The following is a 20,592-nucleotide window of genomic DNA, read 5'->3' as shown; positions in this document are numbered from 1 at the left end:
TAAGAAAATACTTGCAGAGTTAATAAATGCTGCGTATACTTGGTTCTGTTGATGCGGGGTGGAGCAGCCTGGTAGCTCGTCGGGCTCATAACCCGAAGGTCGTAGGTTCAAATCCTGCCCCCGCTACCACTACTAAAAGCCCCATTTATGGGGTTTTTTATTATGTAAAAAACGGATCTCATTTATCGGCAACCCTCTGAACTGCTTCCAGGAGCGAAAGGGAATGTCAAAATCATTGATGGATGGGTAATTGGAGTATGGAGATATATTCTTTTGGAACTAAATGCTCCGACGCCAATAAACACTCTTTGAAACCGAGAGGTGTACTGTTTCCTGCAATCATATTCTGAACAAAGGTTGAATCCTTCAAATCGCCATAGCGCTGGTGTAAATTCAGATGACTGAACAAGCATAGGAAAAAAGTAATTCCTGAACAGCAAATGATTAAACTAAATTGAAGTTATCGATGATTAAAAATGATATAGAAAATTTGTTATATCCAATAGTGACCGCACTAGGTTACCAGCTATGGGCTTGTGAATATTTACCTCAGGGCAAACATTCCCTGTTAAGAGTCTATATAGACAGACCCGAAGGCATTGGCCTTGGGGATTGTGAAATAGTCAGCAAACAGATCAGTGCATTGCTTGATGTCGAGGATCCGATTCCCGGGAATTATAGCCTTGAGATTTCTTCACCGGGTATACCGCGTCCACTCTTTTATAGAGAACATTATTTAATGTATGTTGGACAGGAAATTCAACTGAAGCTTAGAAGAGCAATACAAGGCCAACGAAAAAAATTGAAAGGGAGCATTGAAAGCGTTCAGGAACAATCTTTGGTACTAAATGTTGAAAACGAACATCTGGAAATACCATTTTCCGACATTATAAAAGCTAATTTGACAGGCGAGTGAGGCAGGCATGAGTAAAGAATTGTTATTAGTAGCAGAGGCATTGTCCAATGAAAAAGGGGTGACAAAAGATGTCGTGTTGTTAGCCATTCAGGCAGCTCTTGAATCAGCCACTCGAAAATTGTCAGGGCATGACATGGGCGTGCGCGTTAAGCTTGACCCTAAAACAGGCGAATATGAGACCTACCGCTATTGGGAGGTTGTTGCAGATGACGAGATTGTAAATCCAGCGGCTGAAATAACCCTGTCAGCAGCCCGTGAGCGTTCACCCGCCATTGAGATCGGTGAAAAAATTGAAGAGCCGATGCCTTCTATTGAGTTCGGACGTATTGCTGCTCAAACGGCGCGGCAGGTCATCATGCAAAAAGTCCGGGAAGCTGAGCGGCAACAAATTGTCGAACAGTTTCGTGCCAAACAGGGGCAGCTGGTTTATGGAACCGTTAAAAAAGTAACCAGAGACAATATTATTATCGACCTGGGCGGCAAAGCAGAAGCGTTTATGCCACGTCAGGAAATGCTTCCTAATGAAATGTTCAGACCCAATGACAGAGTCCGCGCATACCTCTATGAAATCACACCGCAATCACGTGGTCCTCAATTGTTTGTCAGCCGCATTCGTAATGAAATGCTGATTGAATTATTCCGCATTGAAGTGCCTGAAATTGGTGAGAATGTTATCGAAGTGAAGGCTGCTGCCCGAGAACCTGGAATTCGTGCTAAAATTGCAGTAAAAACTAACGATGGGCGTATTGATCCTGTAGGGGCCTGTGTCGGTATGAGAGGGGCTCGCGTTCAGGCCGTATCTAGCGAATTAGGCGGAGAGCGCGTTGATATTATATTATGGGATGATAATCCGGCGCAATTAGTTATCAATGCAATGGCTCCTGCCGATATTACCTCCATTATTGTAGATGAAGACAGTCATACGATGGATTTGGCTGTTCAGAAAGAGCAGTTATCCCAGGCAATTGGGCGCAATGGTCAGAACGTAAGACTAGCCAGCCAATTAACCGGTTGGACATTGAACGTGATGACCGTCGATGACTTTAATGCAAAAACACAGGAAGAATCATCTAAAATAGTAAACCTGTTTACTTCAGCACTAGATATTGACGAAGAAATTGCAGCTCTGCTTGTCGCCAATGGCTTCTCTTCTCTTGAAGAGATTGCTTACGTGCCCAAAGAAGAGCTAATGGGAATTGAAGAGTTTGATGAAGAAATTGTTGATGAATTGAGAAATCGAGCGAATGACACATTACTTGCTCAAGCCCTTTCTTCAGGCCAGGATTTAGAGAGTGAAAATGATAATTCCTTACTAGAAATGGAAGGAATGACTGCTGAGATTGCGGATGCCCTCAACAAAAAAGGGATTGTCACCATGGACGATTTGGCAGAGCAATCTGTTGATGAGCTTCTGGAAATTGAAGGTATGACCGAGAAAAAGGCGGCTGCCTTAATAATGAAAGCACGTGAACCCTGGTTTAGCTAAATTAAGCACATCTGGGGCAAAACAGGTTAAGTGTCTGCAGGGCGCCTGACCAATGTTACGAAATGATATTTAGAACAAAGCAATTTGATTGAAGTTGCCAAAAGAGGATCATAAATATGGCGGATGTAACGGTTATACAATTAGCTCAGGTCGTGGGTATCCCGGTTGAGAGCCTGTTAAACCAGTTGCAGGAAGCGGGGCTATCGTTTACTGATGGTACTCAAACTGTAAATGAAGATCAGAAGCGGATTTTACTCAATCACTTGAAAACCAGTAGTCGTGGCGAGCTGCGGGCGAGTCCCGAGCGGATTACGCTCAAAAGAAAAAGTCTCACCAAAGTCACTGTGGGACATGATATTCACAGTGGAAAAACAGTCAATGTTGAATTTAGAAAAAAACACATTTATGTGAAGCGCTCAGCTCTGGAGCAGGAACCTGAAGTCGAAGTAGAGACCACCACTGCGTTGATGGAGCCTGTGGAGCATGAGGTAGAGGTTATAGAACCTCCGATTGCTTTGGAAGAGCCGATTGAGCCTGTCAGCAACGAAGAATCCCCAATTGCAGCTGAAGTGGCAGAGACCGATGAATCCGGAATAGTTTCTGAAATCCAGGAAGTAAAAGAAGCTCTTATTCCTAAAATGGAGGAAGTTGCCAGCACTGTTGCCGAAACTCCTGCTGCCGAGCCTGTCCAAAAACCCTTTACTCCAAGAACTACCGATGAGAAATCGGAAAAGGCACCTAAAAAACGCCATATGGACAAAGAGGAAATGGAAGCCGATAAAAGCGATTACAAACGTGGGAAAAAGAAGCCTAAATACCAGCAGATGTCTGAACGTGATGATGACGACGCCGGTGTCCGTTTCAAACGTGGCAAATCGAAAAAACGAAAACCAAATGAAAAATCTGATAAATACCGGGAGGCTGAAGAAGCATTAACCCACGGATTTGCTATGCCTACTGCACCGGTTGTCAGGGAAGTTGCTATTCCTGAAACAATTACTGTGGGTGAGCTAGCCAAGCGAATGTCAGTGAAAGTTGCCGAAGTTATTAAAGTCATGATGGGGCTTGGCGCAATGGCAACTATCAACCAGGTTATTGATCAGGATACAGCACTGATTGTAGTCGAGGAAATGGGACATAAAGCCCATCTGCTGAAAGAGGATGCGATTGAGCAAAATCTTGGTGATGCCCTCTCTAAAGGAAGCCATAGTGTTGAGCGTGCACCGGTAGTAACCATCATGGGGCACGTAGATCATGGAAAAACATCGCTGCTGGATTATATTCGCCGTACCAAAGTTGCAGCGGGTGAAGCAGGGGGTATTACACAGCATATCGGTGCATACCACGTGGCTACAGAGAAAGGCGAGATTACTTTTCTTGACACACCAGGTCATGCGGCGTTTACAGCCATGCGGGCACGCGGTGCACAGGTTACTGATATCGTTGTGTTGATTGTCGCAGCCGATGACGGTGTTAAACCACAGACTATTGAAGCGGTACAGCATGCGAAAGCGGCCAGTGTACCTATCATTGTCGCAGTAAATAAAATGGATAAGCCTGATGCAGATCCTGATCGGGTTATGAATGAGTTATCTGCTTATGATGTAATCCCTGAAGCATGGGGCGGCGATAACATGTTTGTGCAGATTTCAGCAAAAGCAGGGACAGGCGTCGATGAATTACTCGATGCAATTCTCCTGCAGTCCGAGGTACTTGAATTGACTGCACCAACTGATGGTGCTGCCAAAGGGGTGGTAATTGAATCCCGTCTCGATAAAGGCCGTGGTCCTGTAGCTACTGTCCTCGTCCAGAGCGGTACCCTCCATAAAGGTGATATTTTACTGGCAGGTTTCCAATATGGCCGGGTAAGAGCGTTAGTTAGCGATAATGGGTCATTAGTTGACACTGCCGGACCTTCAATTCCTGTGGAAGTCTTGGGTTTATCGGCCATACCTCATGCAGGGGATGAAGCTGTTGTTGTACCGGATGAGAAACGAGCACGTGAAGTTGCCTTGTTCCGTCAGGGTAAATTCCGTGATGTGAAACTGGCAAGACGCCAGAAATCGTCTCTTGAAGGCATTTTTGAAAATATGACGACGACTGAAGCTAAAGTACTTAACGTGGTGCTTAAAGCAGATGTTCAAGGTTCTGTCGAAGCAATCGCTGATGCGCTGGTCAAACTTTCAACTGATGAAGTAAAAGTAGAGATTATTGCGAATGGTGTTGGGGGAATCACTGAATCAGATGTTCATTTGGCAATAGCTTCCAGTGCGATCCTGATTGGTTTTAACGTTCGTGCGGATACTGGTGCCAAACGCCTTGCCGAGCAGGAGGGTGTATCCTTGAATTATTACAGTGTTATTTATGACATTGTAGATCAGGTGAAGGGTGCATTAACGGGTATGTTAGCGCCACAGTTTAAAGAAGAAATTGTAGGTATTGCAGAAGTTCGCGACGTATTCCGCTCTCCCAAGTTAGGCGCAATTGCTGGTTGTATGGTCATCGAAGGTACGGTGAAACGTAATAACCCAATACGTGTGCTGCGCAATAATGTGGTTATTTATGAAGGTACTCTCGAATCGCTACGCCGCTTTAAAGACGATGTCCTGGAAGTACGTCAAGGATTTGAGTGCGGTATTGGGGTTAAAAACTATAATGACGTTAAACCCGGTGATTTGATTGAAGTTTTTGAAACGATTGAGATAAAACGAGATTTATGAGTAATTTTAAACGAGTAGATCGGGTTGCGGAAATGCTGCAACGGGAGCTGTCACAATTGATACAGCAGGAAGTTAAAGATCCTCGACTGCCTTCTTTTGTGACAATCTCGGCTGTAAAAGTATCTCCTGATTTGAGCCATGCAAAAGTATATTTCACGGTGCTGAATCATGATGTAAAAATGACAGCCGGGATTCTAAACGCTGCTTCTAGTTATTTAAGAACCGCTTTGGCACGTTCTGTAAAGTTGCGCATAGCTCCTCAATTGCATTTTATCTATGATGAATCCATTGAGTATGGCCGTCGTTTGAGTAAGCTGATTGATGATGTTAACCCTGCGGAGCCTGATGAAGACGCGTGATTCCCTGGCAATTAATGGTATTTTGCTGTTGAACAAACCACAGGGACTGTCTTCTAATGCAGTATTACAAAAAGCTAAACGATTGCTTAATGCCACTAAGGCAGGTCATACTGGCAGTCTTGATCCTCTGGCTACTGGTATGCTGCCTTTATGTTTTGGCGAGGCAACCAAGGTTTGCCAATATTTACTGGATGCCGATAAAACCTACCAGGCGACGGGCCGATTAGGTATCAAAACCGACAGTGGTGATTCAACTGGAACCATCGTGGCTCAGATTTCAGATTTACCTGCGATTAGCGAATCCGTGCTGCATTCGGTGATCCAGAAATTTACCGGGGCTATTGAGCAGACTCCATCGATGTATTCTGCCCTTAAACATCAGGGTAAGCCGCTGTATAAGTATGCGCGTGAAGGTAAGACCCTCGAGCGAAAAAAACGAATTATTAATATCTATCATATTGAATTAAAGAACTTTGATGGTCAGGATTTCGCTATTGAAGTCAGTTGCAGTAAAGGAACCTATATTCGCTCTCTCATTGAGGATATTGGCGAGAGGCTCGGCGTTTATGCGCATATGACACAATTGCATCGACTGCATACTGCAGGATTTAAGCATGAGCCGATGTATACATTTGAGCAGTTGTCCGTACAAGATGACTTGCAAAAACTTCTATTACCTATGGATGATGCGATTTCGCATTTGCCTGCGGTTGAGTTAGAAGATAACCAGTTGCAAAGCTTACGGCAGGGTAAAATAATCCAATTAACAGACGATGTGCTTCCAGGCCTGTTGCGTCTTTATAATCAAAGCAGTTTTTCCGGCATTGGTGAAATCAATGAGAATGGAGACTTACTGGTCAGACGGTTGCTGTCGTTTTAATGATGGGCTGGAGTTGCAGTCGGATTGATTCGCTTCAGAAAAATCTAGTGGAAATTTTGTAAAAAGAGTTGTTTTTGAATAACTTTTTGACTAAAGTATAGCAATGCATTATCCAATACTTGTTTATTTGTTGTGGTCTTGGTAAAATGCTCGCCTTTAATACCACACACTTAGCTTATATCCAGGAGTGAACAATGTCGCTAAGCAGCGAACAAAAAGTAGAAATCATCAACCAGTTCAAGCGAGCTGACAATGACACCGGATCTCCCGAGGTTCAAGTCTCCCTTATTACTGGACGTATCAAATATTTAACTGAACACTTCAAAGTGAACCGTAAAGATTTCCATTCAAAACGTGGTTTGCAAGCTTTAGTTAACAAAAGAAGAAAGCTTCTTAAATATTTAAAAGATAATGACTCAGGTCGCTATCAAACACTAATTCAGAGTTTGGGACTAAGAGATTCTTATTGATTCAGGATTTCATTTAATGCCAGAAGCTCTTGACATATTTGACTAATGAAAGGCGCAGTGTTCTGCGCCTTTTTTTTATAATAATTAAATGAGGTAAATTACGTGTCCAAAATTATAAAAGAAATACGCTTTGGTGAGCATCGCCTGGTTTTGGAAACCGGTGAAATTGCGAGACAAGCGGATGGCGCCATATTAGCCAGTATGGCAGGTACCCAGGTATTGGTAGCTGTTGTAGCTAAAAAAGAAGGCGCTGATTCAAACAATTTCTTTCCATTAACAGTTAATTATCAGGAAAAAAGTTATGCCGCAGGTAAAATTCCTGGCGGTTTTAACAAAAGGGAAGGACGGCCAAGCGAACATGAGACGCTGACCTCTCGTTTAATGGACAGGCCATTACGTCCTTTATTCCCTGAAGGCTTTTCTAATGAAGTGCAAGTCATTGCCACCGTTTTATCTTTAAATCCGGAAGTTCCAGCAGATATAATTTCCATGATTGGTGCTTCTGCTGCGTTAGCTGTCTCTGGGTTACCATTCCAAGGACCAATCGGTGCCGCAAGAGTTGGTTATAAAGATGGCATTTATCTTTTGAACCCTGGCTACAAAACCTTGCAGCAATCTGAATTGGATCTGGTAGTTGCTGGAACGCAGGACGCCATATTGATGGTAGAGTCCGAAGCTAAAGAATTGTCCGAAGAAATCATGCTGGGTGCTGTGCTTTATGGCCATGAAATGATGCAGTCTGTTATTCAGGGGATCAAGGAATTGGCTAAAGAAGTCAATAAAACCCCCTGGAACTGGACAATGAAACCTGCCAATCAGGAACTGGTTCAGCGTGTCAGTGAGTTTGCCAGAGGAAGTATTACAGAAGCTTATTTACTCAAAGACAAGCAACAACGTTATCAGCGCCTGGATGAGATCAGAGTGCAGCTGATTGAAAATATGTGCGGCGAAACCCAGGAAATTATGCCTGCAGAAATCAGTGACATAATGAACTCGCTTGAAAAAGAAATCGTCCGTAATCGTATTCTGGATGGCGAGCCTCGTATCGATGGACGTGATCAGCACACTGTAAGACCTATCTCTATTCGTACCAAATTTCTGGAAAGAGCTCATGGTTCGGTATTATTTACCCGCGGTGAGACTCAGGCCATTGTAGCGGCAACCTTGGGGAATGAGCGTGATGCTCAGATTCTGGATAGCCTGACCGGCGAATCAAAAGATCGCTTTATGCTCCACTACAATTTTCCTCCCTATTCTGTTGGAGAAGTGGGGATGGTTGGTAGTCCCAAACGTCGTGAAATTGGACATGGTCGTTTGGCAAAGCGCAGTCTAATCGCCGTATTACCAACAGCCAGTGAATTTCCCTATGTCCTGCGAGTCGTTTCTGACATTACCGAGTCGAATGGCTCAAGCTCAATGGCGACCGTCTGCGGTACCAGTCTGGCATTAATGGATGCCGGGGTTCCTCTGAAAGCTCCTGTTGCCGGGGTGGCAATGGGATTGATTAAAGAAGGCGAGCGCTTTGCTGTATTGACCGATATACTCGGCGACGAAGATCATCTGGGTGATATGGATTTCAAAGTGGCAGGAACTGATCAAGGCGTCACTGCTTTGCAAATGGATATCAAGATTACTGGTATCACCAGGGAGATTATGGAGCAGGCACTGGAACAGGCAAAAGCTGGACGGCTTCATATTTTGGGTGTGATGAATAACGCATTGTCTGAGCACCGTGATGAGCTATCGCAACATGCTCCACGCATTACCACCATGAAAGTTGCGGAAGATAAAATTCGGACAGTCATCGGTAAAGGCGGTTCTACAATTAAAGGATTGATAGAAAGCACTGGTGTTTCCATCGATATCGATGATACAGGGGTTATCCAGTTATTTTCTCCTGATGCGCTGGCATTGGAAGAAGCACAGCGTCAAATCAAGGCTCTGGTTGCTGAAGTTGAAGTAGGCCAGATCTATCGCGGTAAAGTAAGCAAGATAGTTGATTTTGGTGCATTCATTAACCTTCTGCCTGGCAAAGATGGTTTACTGCATATTTCTCAGATCTGCAGCGATCGCTCTCAGAAGGTGGAGTCTGTTCTCAGCGAAGGCCAGGAAATTGAAGTGCTGGTAGCTGGAATTGACAAACAAGGCCGTATCAAACTGGAGTGGAAGGACAAGCCTGAAGCCCCTGCGAAAGCTGAGAGTGAAAGCACTGAGTCAGCTGAGACTGAAACAGCTGATGCCGGCTCAGATCGTAGTGGGGAAGAAGAGTAATTTCACTTTCGTTCCCGCGAAGATCATTAAGTTACGGAAATTTTGTCATTCCCGCGAAGGCGGGAATCTATTTCTCAGTTGGCATTATAGCTAGCTCAGAGATGTATCCCCGCCTGCGCGGGGAGGACAGTTTAATGGCAGTGTCCCTAACCCTGTTTACTTAAAAAAACCATGCCATGTATTAAGCATTTTGCAAAACAGCTCTGCTGTTTTTTCAGCATCATAAATCGCGGAATGCGCCTCCTGGGTATTAAACTCAATCCCCGCGGCCCTGACTGCTTTTGCCAACACCGTTTGACCATAGAAAAGTCCAGATAAGGTAGCGGTATCAAAACAGGTAAATGCATGAAAGGGTAATTTAACTTTGGTGCGTTCAGCCGCTTCTTTCATAAACAAAAGATCAAACCAGGCATTATGGCCTACAAGCACAGCTCTTTGACAGTGATTTTTCTTCAATGCCTTTTGAATAGGTTTAAAGAGATTTTCAAGCGCTTCTTTTTCCTCAATAGCAAAACGTAATGGTTGAAACGGATCAACCTGAATGAATTCCAGCGACTTCTGATCCAGAACAGAACCCTCAAAGGGTATAACATGTTCAAAATGGGTAGATTCTCGATAATAATTCCCATGCTCATCGCGATTAATAAGTACAACACAGGCTTCTAACAATGCATTAGTTTTAGGATTTACGCCTGCAGTTTCCAAATCGACAATAACGGGTAAAAAACCTCTGAATCGCTCTTTTAACTGATTGCCATATGGTTCTAAAAATTTAGTCATCAATACTCCATGACAGTAATTCGCCTGCGGCCATAGGCACAATTTTGTCCTGGCCGAAGGTTAAAAACCCTGGAATCGACTGCGGTTTTTTAACAAGCTGCAATTGATCGACATTGGGAGCTAAGCGATAGAAATCAGAACCATGCTGAGCTAAAAATCCATTAAGCAAAGGAAGTTTGTTTCTCTCATCAAAAAGTTTAGTATAAAACGCTACTGCAAAAGGGGCTGAGTATACTCCTGCACAGCCGCAAGCGGATTCTTTATGCTGGACGGCATGCGGCGCACTATCGGTTCCTGCAAAAAATCTGGGATTACCGCTTAAAGCGGCTTCTTGAAGGGCCAGCTGATCGCGTTCATGTTTCAAAATTGGAAGGCAATAATAATGCGGCTTAAGGCCGCCAGCGAGAAGCTGGTTACGATTATACAGTAAATGATGAGGGGTGATGGTCGCAGCCAGGGTGCCAGGTCCATTATTAACAAACTCAACAGCCTTTCGCGTAGATATATGCTCCAGAACCACTCGTAACCTTGGAAAATTATGTAAAATAGGGCTCAGGTAGCTGTCAATGAAATCCTCTTCGCGCTCGAAAATATCGCCTTCAACGGTCTCGCCATGAATCTGCAGCACCAGATCATAATCTTGCATGATCTCCAGCAATGGATATAGAGCATGAATTGAGCGGGCACCTTGTTCAGAGTTGGTAGTTGCTCCTGCAGGATATAGTTTGGCTCCAAGAATAAAATCGGATTGTGCCGCCTGTTGTAGTGTTTCCGGTGAAACAGTTTCATTGAGATACAAAGTCATCAAGGGTTGGAATTTACTGTTTCCGGGCAATACGTCCAGAATACGCTGACGATAGGCTATTATTGCCTCAACGGTGGTCAGGGCTGGTTTTAAGTTAGGCATTACCAATGCGCGTGCAAAGTGTCTTGCAGTCGCATTGACGGTATCTTTTAACAAGATGCCGTCTCGGAAATGGACATGCCAGTCATCTGGTTTGGTAATGGTGATAGTTTTCAAGATAAAGATTCTCTGAAAATTGCCGATATAGGAGAATAACATGCTTTCGCGATGTGGATGAGCAAAAAATGACACCAGCACGCCTTTTTTTACCGCTTATATTGTCTGTGTTGAATCTGACATATGCAGTCTCATATGCCGCGCCGCTGCATGTCGAGTATGTAAGTCCACTGGGAACAGAAAACTGGAAAATGACCGGTAGCCGCTTACGCTGTGGTTTATCACTGACAATTCCAAATTTTGGTGTTGCCTATTTCGAGCAATATGCAGCCAAACCACCTCATTTCATTATGACTAAATGGGAGCAGGTTGAAAAAAGGCTACCGGCGGCATTTTATGCGGGGCCTCCGATGTGGAAACCAAATGGGCCAATCTTCTTTATATCCAAAACATCCATTAATCCAGGCAAGTATGGTGTATTTTTAAATAGAGAGCCTGCACTAAAAGCCTTAACTTATTTATCTCGTGGATTTATAACCAAATTTCAATACCATTCAGAAGAGGGTTTTGCTGTATCAGTTATTTTGTCACCTGTGAAATTTCAGGAGCCGTTTGCGAAATACCAGAAATGCCTGGGGAATCTTCTGGATTATACCTATCAAAGTGTTGCAGTAACAATTATCCTGTTCAACACAGATAATTCCGAGTTAAGTGATGCCGCGAAGAGTCAACTGGACAAAATAGTCGAGTATTTTCGCGCGGATGCGCAGGTTAAAAAAATTGCTATTGCGGGTTACGCCGACAGCACAGGACGGAAATCCTATAATAATGCTGTTTCCGAAGACAGGGCTGAGGCAGTGAGCCGCTATCTTTCTGGTAAAGGTATCGATAAGAGTGAGATGACAGTTACCTGGTATGGAGCAACCAGACCAGCAGAGACGAATGACACAGAAGCAGGTCAGGCGGCTAATCGGCGAGTTGTCGTTAAGCTGGTAAAGTAAGTATTCATTTATTCATTTGTAATTAATTTTAGTTCTTTTTTCCTTTCAGACAAAGCAGAAATATACCCCCATTTAAAAAGCAGCGATGCGCTTATCTTCATTTGGCCACTTTGATCATAATAAACTCTTTTCTATATGTTGATGAAAGAGTCATCTCGATCTGGATTCACGCATTTGGTCAAATATTGGGCTGTAGTCCTGAAAATATAAAGTTGATGATAAGTTGCTTATGATGATTATTTTGGAATCAATTAGTAAGGTTTGCCTATCAGTTTTTAAAAATTATATTGAAAATTAGATGAAATACTGTTGACTTTGCCAAATTGGCGCTTGATAATTTGCCCATGTACGTTCTCGGTTAGAGCGATGATTGCGTACTGTCGTCAACCTTCAATGGTTTGACAGCAAAACGGGAAATTAATAATAAAAAAGTGGAGATGAAGCATGTTAAATTTGAAAAAAACAGCGGTAGCTGTTCTTGCTTTAGGTAGCAGTGCAGTATTTGCTGGAACCATGGGTCCTGTATGTACCCCTGGGAATGTTACAGTTCCTTGCGAAAGAACAGCTTGGGACTTCGGCGTATCAGCTCTTTATCTTGAGCCTGTTTACAGTGGCGATTTTGGTTACCACGGTGCTTATGTTGATCCTTTCAATGGCAACTACCGTTTCAACGAAAATGATCCTGATTTCGATTGGGGCTTCAAAATCGAAGGTTCTTACCACTTCAGCACTGGAAATGACCTGACTGTAAACTGGTACCATTGGGATAATGATGACGATCGCAATGTTAACACTTACGACTACTTCCTGGAAGGCAACGTTCCTTACCACCTGAGCTGGGAACCTAAATGGGATGCTGTTAATGTCGAATTCGGTCAACACGTTGATTTCGGTGAGTTCAAAAACATCCGTTTCCACGGTGGTGTTCAATACGCTCGCATCGAACATGATCTGAGACTGCGTCCATGGTACAACTACAACATCCAGAACACTCGTTTCGAAACTAAATTCAACGGTTTCGGTCCTCGTGTTGGTGCTGACATGTCTTACGACTGGGGTAACGGATTTGCAATCTATGCAAACGGCGCTACTGCAATCCTGGTTGGTGACAGCGATTTCAGCAACAGCCTGGTTGCCTCAAGCCTGGGCTACGCTCACGGTTCCAAAACTTCTATGGTTCCTGAGTTGGAAGCTAAACTGGGTGCTAAATACACTTACGCAATGGCTCAAGGTGATCTGACTCTGGATGCTGGTTGGATGTGGGTCAACTACTTCAACGTTAACCACGTTGGTTACCCTGCAGCTGGTTACCCAACTGTTAGCGAAAGCGACTTTGCTCTGCACGGTCCTTACGTTGGTCTGAAATGGGTCGGTAACGTATAATCGTAGTACAGCTTTAGTAAAGCCCATCACTAGTGATGGGCTTTTTTTTACAGAATGGAGTGAATATGTTGAAAAAAATGACTTTGGCTGTATTAGGCTTGACTGTAAGCAGCATGGCTGCTGCAGGAATGTACTCTGAGCCCCCTGCACCTACTTGCACACCGGGCGATGTGACTGTTCCTTGTGAAGCAAAACAATGGGATTTGGGAATACAGGCGCTTTACCTGCAACCTATTTACAGTGCTAGCCGTGGTTATAGACTGGGTGGTACTTTACTGTCCAATCTTTCCTCTACGTATTATAATGACGTTGATCCTGACTGGGGTTGGGGTTATCGATTAGAGGGTTCCTATCATTTCCGCACTGGCAATGATATTACTGCAACCTGGATGCATTATGATGCTGACAGTAAACTCGGTCCTTACTTTGGTCCGTTCTATGTTGCTACAACTCAAAGTTTTATTCCAGGTACTTATCGTCAGTATGTTGATAATCGCTTTGATCAGGTCAATGTGGTTATGGGTCAGCATGTAGATTTTGGATTGCTTAAGAACGCTCGTTTTTATGGCGGTTTACAGTATGCTGATATTCAGGTTGATGCGACCAATTACTACAATCTTCCATTAACTGTTCAGGCAGCTACCTTTGGTATCAGAACATTTAATAATACAGATTTCAATGGAGTGGGTCCGGTTATCGGCATCGATTACTCTTACGACTTATCTCCGAGCTTTAGCATCACTGCAAATACTGCAGGTTCTATTCTGTATGGAACTTCAAGAATTAACCGTGCAGATGTGTACAATGTCGGCCTGGTTGCTCTGAATGATTATGGTTCAAAACACAGTATCGTTCCAAGCTTTGAAGCCAAGTTGGGCGCGAACTATGCGTACCCAGTAGCTCAGGGTGTATTGAATATTCAAGGCGGTTATCATGTACTTAACTATTTCAATGCCCTGCAAGACGTGGAATTCCAATGCTGTACACGCGTCGTAGCCTATAGTGATTTCGGTCTGTATGGTCCATACCTGGGTCTTAAATGGGTAGGCTAAGCAACTGACTTAAATTAAAAGTTCACTATATCAATTAAGTGAACATCGAGATCTATTTCCCAATTGTTCCATGCAATGAAAGAAATAGATCTCAGATTTCCGCAGCTTAAAAAATCTCGTTGATCATGATAAATAATGTGCAATTATTCTAGTCAGTCCGGGTTCGGCAGGCTATAATCGACCACGCCTTATGTGGAAGAAAAAAAGAATAGTCAGGAGTACCCGTGAAACACAAAGCTTTAATCCTTGCCCTGGCCGCAGTCACAGCCCCGGTTATTGCAGCCGATAACGAGCACCTCCAACAGCAAATTCTGCAATTACAACGCCAAACTCAAGAATTGCAAAATCAATTAAGCCAGTTACAAAAGCAGTTAGTTGCTCAGACGTCAGCGAATAAGAGCACGGTTAAAAGAGCTGCGCCTAAAAAGACAAATCGCACAAAAACAGCGCCAGCTCCAATCGCGCGGAAGGCAGAAATAAAACGCCAACAGACGGCAAGCACGCCCGCGGCAAAATCAGTGCCCACGACACAAAAAGGGACGCGTGTTTTTCACGATGCCAATATCACTGTGCATACTCCCGAGGGTCACCCGGAGTCTATTGGATTTTACCCAACAGCACTCCTCGCTGATAACCAGGTGGTTACCTATATTGCAGGAACACCAGTTGTAACCTCTCCCTATTTAGGCGAACGTCCTGCATTTGATGGTTCTGATTATATTGTGAATATTTCCAGTATTAATCGGGACATTCGCTTAATGCAGCAACGTAGACGACTCTATGATGCTTACAAAAATATTGGTTATCCAATTCCCCATATTCCAATTATTGCATTAAGCGGGAAGGCGGAACCAGTTGCCAGTTTCAGTCAGCCCTATGTGGGACAATCAAGTGGTGATTTGACGCTAGGATCGAGTGAGTTAGACGTGGCAGCGGCCTTGAATAGTTATGTTGAGGCATTTATCGGTATTGCTTATGATGAGAGCCCCCCGGATGTAGGAGGCCAGCGCCTGGCGAATTCTGCTTTTGGCCTGAACCTTGGGTTTGTGAACATTGGTAATCTGGATGAAAGTCCTTTTTATTTTACCGCCGGACAGCTCTATGCACCTTTCGGACGTTACTCCAGTTCAATGATTAGTTCCCCGATTACCCAGTCGATTACGCGAACGAAAACCAGACCATTCATCCTTGGATACAAGTCACAGACTGATACGGGTCCATTTGCAGCGGTTTATGGTTACAAGTCGGACACGACACTGGGCCATTCTGCAGTGGGGGGAGTCAATCTGGGTTATATATTTAAGCACGGCGATGCGTCTGGGGAAATTGGCGGCGGCCTGATAGGCTCTATTAATGATGCGCAAGGACTCCAGAGCACCGGCTCGGCACCTTTAACCACCTTTGGCGGTTTTGCGTCTCCGACCAATGGAAATGAAGCAGTCGCCAAAAGACAAGGCCTGAATATTCATGGAAATATCAGCTTTGATCGCTACAGTTTAACCGCTGAATGGGTAGGAGCAAGCAAGGCTTTTCGTACTCAGGATCTAAGCTTTAATGGATATGGCGCAAAACCCCAAGGCGCTCAGCTCGAGGGTGCGGTCACATTCATGGCTTTTGATAAACCGGCTTCTTTGGCTCTGGGTTACCAGTGGTCTCAGCAAACGCTTGCGCTCAATTTACCGAAACGTCGTATTGCCGGAGTATTCAATATTTCTTTGTGGAAAGACACAGTGGAAAGTCTTGAATACCGCCATGATACCGACTTTCCTGTCACCGACTTTGCTAATGGTGCTACAGCGCCCGGCTTACTGAATTCCAACACTGTAGGTACCGGGCAATCCGCCGATTCAGTGATAGCCCAAATCGGGGTTTATTTCTAACTGCTTCACACTTTCTTCATATTAGAGCCTCCAGGTTGGGGGCTCTAAACATGGATACAACTCTGTTCAATAAATTTACATATCCTTATCGTTTTCTATTGTGCAATAATTACTCACTTATGTATACTTAAGTAATACGTTGGGGGGTTTTAATGGATGCACATAATTCCACTCGCATTCTTCGCGTATATCAGACAGATGGAGTTGTTCAAATTTACAGAAGCATGAACGAGCTGGTTGCCAATGAAAATTTTATAATAATCGAAAATGATATAATTGATACGTCGCTAGGAAGCCTTGTAATAGAAACGAATGATCATCAGTTGTTAAAGCTGATGAATGGATTTCGCTTTAAATTAACCAGCGTGTTGTTTGATGCGATAGAATCCAATTCTCCGCAATTATATCAATTAATATCCCTGTATGATCTGAATCAGATGAACAACATGGGATATAATCGAAGCAACCAGTATTATCTGGCCCTCCTCGCTGTTGCCATTGCTTCCTCAGTGACCAGCTATGTCGCTTATAAAACCTGGGATGACTGGTTTCCTTCAGCTGAAGGTGAAGACGCCTCCTATGGCTTTTTTAATTTTTCCTTCCTCCTCGAACTTTTTAAAACGCTGGTTAGCCGATTGGAACTCATGGGTGACAGCAATGATTTTTCAACTCAGTCGGTACTGGTTTCTTTAGGAGATCATTTTCAGGAGGGGGCTCTCGCTGAGTATAAACCGCGCGGAAAATCAGTCGAAAACCCAACAAATACAGCCACCACGAGTAATGAGCAAACACGAGAGTCTGATCGCTCGGAGTTTATTCAACCACAGCCCTACAATCCCAAAACGCCTGATGTGATTATTTATGAGCCGCAATCGCCAGGTCAATTATCAGTTGACGGGCAGTTGACCTTGCGAAGTTCTGGCAGCGGTTATTCAATGAATCTAACTGGCAGGACTGTTAATATAGCGCCCGGTTCAACGGTCATCGTTACGATTACCGATAGCCAGGGAAATTCAGTGCGATCAGTTATCCCTGTTAATGCTGTTGGAGGTTACAGTTTAAATGGTATCAATGTATCCGGTTTAATTGATGGCGTATTGCACATCAATGCTACGGTGGTCGATGAGCTGAATCAAGTGGTTAGTGCCAGTGATCAGTTAGTGCTTGATGCGGTGCAGGGGGCGCTTAAAATTAATCTGGTTACCCAACAAAATCAGAGCGCTATGGCAATTGGAGGTACGTCTGCAGATATTCTGCCAGGCCGAATTTTAGATGCTGTGATAACTGATAAACATGGGCAAGTGGTCAATGCGAAAGTCATTATAAATCCGGATGGCAGTTTCAGTCTGTCGAATATCAATGGCGCCTCCCTCACGGATGGCAAGCTTACAGTTTCCATCTCTGGTGTGGATAATAATGGCTATACGGTAAAAGCGGTTGCTCAGGCCATATTTGATGCCATTGCCGGTTCAATCAGCGCCCAGGCGAGCACGATTACTCATTCTCCATTAATTGATATTAATGGGCTGACAAAAGATATTCCTGCAGGAAGTATTATTAATGTCATCATTACTGATAGTCATGGCAATCAGATTCACACTACAGCGACCGTTGGCAGTGACGGCCGCTTTCAACTCAGCCAGTTTGATGCTTCGTCTTTAATTGATGGGGATATTGCTATCACCGTCAGCGGTGTGGACAATAATGATACCGGGCGAAACGCAAATGCTGCAGCAGAACTGGATGCACTCGAAGGTTCTGTTAATGCGCAAATTACAACTTTCCTGCATTCACCTTTTGTTGATATCAGTGGCCAGACAGTGGATATTTATCCAGGAAACCTAGTCACCATTACACTTACAGACAGCCACGGAAATCAGGTATCAGCTACTGCGGTGGTTAATAGTGATGGAAGCTACCAGCTTGATCAACTAAACCTGTCCTCTTTAATTGATGGCGATATTGTGCTTGAGGTTGAAGGCACTGATAATAATGGGTTCAGTAGAAATACCAGTGTTCCCACAGAACTGGACGCCTTGCAAGGGGCTTTAACCACTGCGCTAACGACCTATTCGCACTCACCTTTAGTGGACATCAGAGGTCAGTCCGTTGATATTTATCCTGGATCGATATTGGCGGTTATAGTTAGCGACAGTCACGGCCATCAGGTAACGACAAATGCAACTGTTAATAGTGATGGTTCCTTTCAAATCAACCAGCTTGATGTGTCCTCTTTGACTGATGGCAATATTTCAGTGCAGGTTACAGGCACTGATAATAATGGGGATCCTTTGAATGCAACCCAGAATGCCAGCCTTGATGCTATTGCCAGCTCGTTGACTGCTGATCTGGTGACCACTAATTATTCTCCCCTTATTGATATCAGTGGACAGGCTATTGATTTTGCTGCAGGTCTTGTTAATTTTACTCTTAGTGATGTCAATGGAAACCAGATTTCAGGGATGACGGTGGTAGATGGCAATGGTACGTTTCATATCAGCCAGTTGAATGCCTCAGGGCTTGCTGATGGTGTTTTGACATTGCGGGTATTTGGCCAGGACAATAATGGCAACGCTTTAAGTGTACAGGATACCTCAATATTCAATGCCGTGGATTCACCACCCGTACTTAGTGTTATAAATCAGACGATTGAGTTTTTCCGGGACGCACAGGGATTGCAGTTGACTGATTTACAGGCGGCCCAGTATCTTCTGTCGCAGAAACTGAGCGGCAGCGGGGGGCAAACGATTACGGTGCCTGAGTATGGAGTGGATTTATCCAATACTATAATTAATACCCCTGTTCAGGTGACAGTCAATTTTATTACCGAAGGCTCTGGTTATAATAATTTAGTTGGGTATTATATTTTTGATAGCAATGGGCAAATTATTTCGGATAAAGTGGGCTTTATGTGGCTGGCAACGGATACCCCTGATGGAAGCTCGCTCCCCAATGTCCGTTTTGGTATTGCTCAGTCCGCCTCCTATACGATTACTGAGGGGATTCAGCCCGGTCAGGGGATTGGTTTCTTTGTAATTGCCAATGGCTCTAATCTGGCCTTTAATGCCAATTTAATTCAGGGAAACTATTCCAGTCTGGCGGCTCTGAATAATGACGTGACTATTGAAAATGGGCAGGTCAAAATCAATGGCACCCTAGTAAGCGGTGATGTGTTTTTTTCACACGATAAAAGCCTTAATGCGGATGCTTCTGTAAGCAACGATGCCCATGCAATTGGCGGCATCAGCTTCAATAACACTGGGAATATGGCTGATTATGCCGGGCTTCTGCTTATTGGTTTTGAAGACTTATTTGGAACTGGCGACAGTGATTACAATGATTTAGTGTTCAGTGTGAATATTGGCACTAACATCAACCAGCTGACAACCACCTCTGCTTCAGGTATTAATACCTTGACCGATATTGACAGTTCAGGTATTACCAGCGTTGAAATCAGCACCAGCGGATTTCTGGCGGGTGATCTGTTGCAGTTTAATGGAACACTACCCGGTATAACGATTGGAACAAACAGCATAACCATTAACTATCAGAACCAGAACTATCAGATTGACATCACCCAGATCAATGATGGAAACCCTTATCATCTGCTTTTTTCAGGGCATAGCGGGGCAGTACCTGTCGATGTATTTGAATTATTACTTCAGGCGATAACGTTTGTACCGGTAGCCTCTGAAAGCAGCGCTGGCACGCGCTCAATTCATTTTGCGGTTACCGATGATGGCGGAGCGATTGGGCATAGCCAGATTAACTACAATGTCAGCATTGAAGATCTCGGTTTCAGCGGCCTGATGGCGGCCCAGGATCTCTCCAGTTTGAGTGCAGGCGATGAGGTGGTGCATGTGACTGATGATCTAAGCCATTTGGGGATTATGTCCGGCACTTCCGGAACTGACACCATACAGTTTGACCAACTGAATATGGGCTTGAGTGCTTCAGAAATTAAGGAGCATTTCCAGTCAAATTGGGAAATCATTGATATGACCGGGCAAGGAAACAATAACCTGCAATTGGATTACGAAGCGATTCATCAACTGATTCAAAATAATCAACTCGTATTTGAATTAAGTACGGGAGAAGATGTTAACGTGTTAAAAATTGTTGCTGATGGCAAACAATCAGCAGCCAGCATGAACTTCGACAGTATTAGTCTGGAAAGCACCCATGTGACCCAGATTAATGATCCCAATCTTGCCAGCAATGAGCAATTATTCAAATTAACCAATGCTCAGGAGCAATCGGTGTACGTACATATTGTCAGCTTGACTGAGCACCTGCCGCAGGTTCATGCGACAGAGGTATCTGCTTAAATTTATGAGAGTCTTCATTAAACTGTGTCATGCCATGTCATCTCGAACGTAGTGAGAGATCTCCGAGTGCTGGCACAAACCAAGGTTTGGGAGATCTCTCACTGC

Annotated in this window: 13 protein-coding genes, 1 tRNA gene and 2 pseudogenes; 14 read left to right on the top strand and 2 right to left on the bottom strand. The window is 44.1% G+C overall.

Annotation, left to right across the window (positions count from 1 at the left end):
* Positions 1-52: 52 nt before the first annotated feature.
* The 9 genes and pseudogenes from E1O89_RS08475 (at position 53) to pnp (ending at position 9,102) form a co-directional block, all read left to right on the top strand.
* Positions 53-129 (top strand) — tRNA-Met (locus E1O89_RS08475).
* A gap of 337 nt (positions 130-466) precedes the next feature.
* Positions 467-916: a ribosome maturation factor RimP gene (gene rimP / locus E1O89_RS08470; protein WP_133139791.1), complete on the top strand. Its 450-nt coding sequence runs from the start codon at positions 467-469 to the stop codon at positions 914-916.
* 7 nt (positions 917-923) lie between these two features.
* Positions 924-2,402 carry a transcription termination factor NusA gene (nusA, locus tag E1O89_RS08465; RefSeq protein ID WP_133139790.1) on the top strand — a complete coding sequence of 493 codons (1,479 nt, stop codon included), beginning with the start codon at positions 924-926 and terminating at the stop codon, positions 2,400-2,402.
* A gap of 116 nt (positions 2,403-2,518) precedes the next feature.
* Positions 2,519-2,828, top strand: a pseudogene (locus E1O89_RS15785) (translation initiation factor IF-2 associated domain-containing protein); the annotation flags it as partial.
* Between the two features lie 293 nt (positions 2,829-3,121).
* Positions 3,122-5,122, top strand: a pseudogene (infB, locus tag E1O89_RS08460) (translation initiation factor IF-2); the annotation flags it as partial.
* Entirely contained in the window at positions 5,119-5,481 is a 363-nt protein-coding gene (rbfA, locus tag E1O89_RS08455; protein WP_133139788.1) for a 30S ribosome-binding factor RbfA, read from the top strand. The pseudogene infB and the gene rbfA, both read left to right, overlap by 4 nt.
* Positions 5,468-6,361 (top strand): tRNA pseudouridine(55) synthase TruB, encoded by an 894-nt coding sequence (gene truB, locus E1O89_RS08450; protein ID WP_133139787.1) that lies wholly within the window; start codon positions 5,468-5,470, stop codon positions 6,359-6,361. Before rbfA ends, truB begins: the two co-directional genes overlap by 14 nt.
* A gap of 194 nt (positions 6,362-6,555) precedes the next feature.
* Entirely contained in the window at positions 6,556-6,831 is a 276-nt protein-coding gene (rpsO, locus tag E1O89_RS08445; RefSeq protein WP_058507252.1) for a 30S ribosomal protein S15, read from the top strand.
* A gap of 102 nt (positions 6,832-6,933) precedes the next feature.
* Entirely contained in the window at positions 6,934-9,102 is a 2,169-nt protein-coding gene (gene pnp, locus E1O89_RS08440) for a polyribonucleotide nucleotidyltransferase (protein ID WP_133139786.1), read from the top strand.
* A gap of 156 nt (positions 9,103-9,258) precedes the next feature.
* On the opposite strand, the gene rnt is transcribed toward pnp, so the two are convergent.
* Positions 9,259-9,882 (bottom strand): ribonuclease T, encoded by a 624-nt coding sequence (gene rnt / locus E1O89_RS08435; protein WP_133139785.1) that lies wholly within the window; start codon positions 9,880-9,882, stop codon positions 9,259-9,261.
* The gene (gene pyrC, locus E1O89_RS08430) at positions 9,875-10,903 is read right to left on the bottom strand and encodes a dihydroorotase (RefSeq protein ID WP_165483111.1); all 1,029 of its coding nucleotides are present in this window, start codon (positions 10,901-10,903) and stop codon (positions 9,875-9,877) included. The genes rnt and pyrC overlap by 8 nt, the downstream gene beginning before the upstream one ends.
* Positions 10,904-10,971: 68 nt before the next feature.
* On the opposite strand from pyrC, the gene E1O89_RS08425 reads away from it, so the two are divergent.
* The 5 genes from E1O89_RS08425 to E1O89_RS08405 all read left to right on the top strand — a co-directional run bounded on the left by E1O89_RS08425 (position 10,972) and on the right by E1O89_RS08405 (position 20,487).
* Positions 10,972-11,844, top strand: coding sequence for a flagellar protein MotY (locus tag E1O89_RS08425; protein WP_133139784.1), 873 nt, complete (start codon positions 10,972-10,974; stop codon positions 11,842-11,844).
* Between the two features lie 444 nt (positions 11,845-12,288).
* On the top strand, positions 12,289-13,227 hold the full coding sequence (locus E1O89_RS08420; protein ID WP_133139783.1) for an Lpg1974 family pore-forming outer membrane protein: 939 nt from the start codon (positions 12,289-12,291) through the stop codon (positions 13,225-13,227).
* 65 nt (positions 13,228-13,292) lie between these two features.
* On the top strand, positions 13,293-14,279 hold the full coding sequence (locus E1O89_RS08415; protein WP_112219305.1) for an Lpg1974 family pore-forming outer membrane protein: 987 nt from the start codon (positions 13,293-13,295) through the stop codon (positions 14,277-14,279).
* A gap of 224 nt (positions 14,280-14,503) precedes the next feature.
* On the top strand, positions 14,504-16,159 hold the full coding sequence (locus tag E1O89_RS08410; RefSeq protein ID WP_133139782.1) for an LbtU family siderophore porin: 1,656 nt from the start codon (positions 14,504-14,506) through the stop codon (positions 16,157-16,159).
* A gap of 152 nt (positions 16,160-16,311) precedes the next feature.
* Positions 16,312-20,487, top strand: a complete 4,176-nt coding sequence (locus tag E1O89_RS08405) for a beta strand repeat-containing protein (protein ID WP_133139781.1) — start codon at positions 16,312-16,314, stop codon at positions 20,485-20,487.
* Positions 20,488-20,592: the final 105 nt, after the last annotated feature.

The organism is Legionella genomosp. 1 (assembly GCF_900640215.1).
In the GTDB taxonomy this organism is placed as follows: Bacteria; Pseudomonadota; Gammaproteobacteria; order Legionellales; family Legionellaceae; genus Legionella_C; species Legionella_C quinlivanii_A.
The sequence above is the reverse complement of the archived record's forward strand: the minus strand, read 5'-3'. Positions and strand labels throughout refer to the sequence as shown.

Coding starts and splice junctions, on each gene's coding strand:
- E1O89_RS08405 (WP_133139781.1), top strand. CDS start 16,312: ATGGATGCACATAATTCCACTCGCATTCTTCGCGTATATCAGACAGAT.
- E1O89_RS08420 (WP_133139783.1), top strand. CDS start 12,289: ATGTTAAATTTGAAAAAAACAGCGGTAGCTGTTCTTGCTTTAGGTAGC.
- rpsO (WP_058507252.1), top strand. CDS start 6,556: ATGTCGCTAAGCAGCGAACAAAAAGTAGAAATCATCAACCAGTTCAAG.
- rnt (WP_133139785.1), bottom strand. CDS start 9,882: ATGACTAAATTTTTAGAACCATATGGCAATCAGTTAAAAGAGCGATTC.
- E1O89_RS08415 (WP_112219305.1), top strand. CDS start 13,293: ATGTTGAAAAAAATGACTTTGGCTGTATTAGGCTTGACTGTAAGCAGC.
- E1O89_RS08425 (WP_133139784.1), top strand. CDS start 10,972: ATGACACCAGCACGCCTTTTTTTACCGCTTATATTGTCTGTGTTGAAT.
- rbfA (WP_133139788.1), top strand. CDS start 5,119: ATGAGTAATTTTAAACGAGTAGATCGGGTTGCGGAAATGCTGCAACGG.
- nusA (WP_133139790.1), top strand. CDS start 924: ATGAGTAAAGAATTGTTATTAGTAGCAGAGGCATTGTCCAATGAAAAA.
- truB (WP_133139787.1), top strand. CDS start 5,468: ATGAAGACGCGTGATTCCCTGGCAATTAATGGTATTTTGCTGTTGAAC.
- rimP (WP_133139791.1), top strand. CDS start 467: ATGATTAAAAATGATATAGAAAATTTGTTATATCCAATAGTGACCGCA.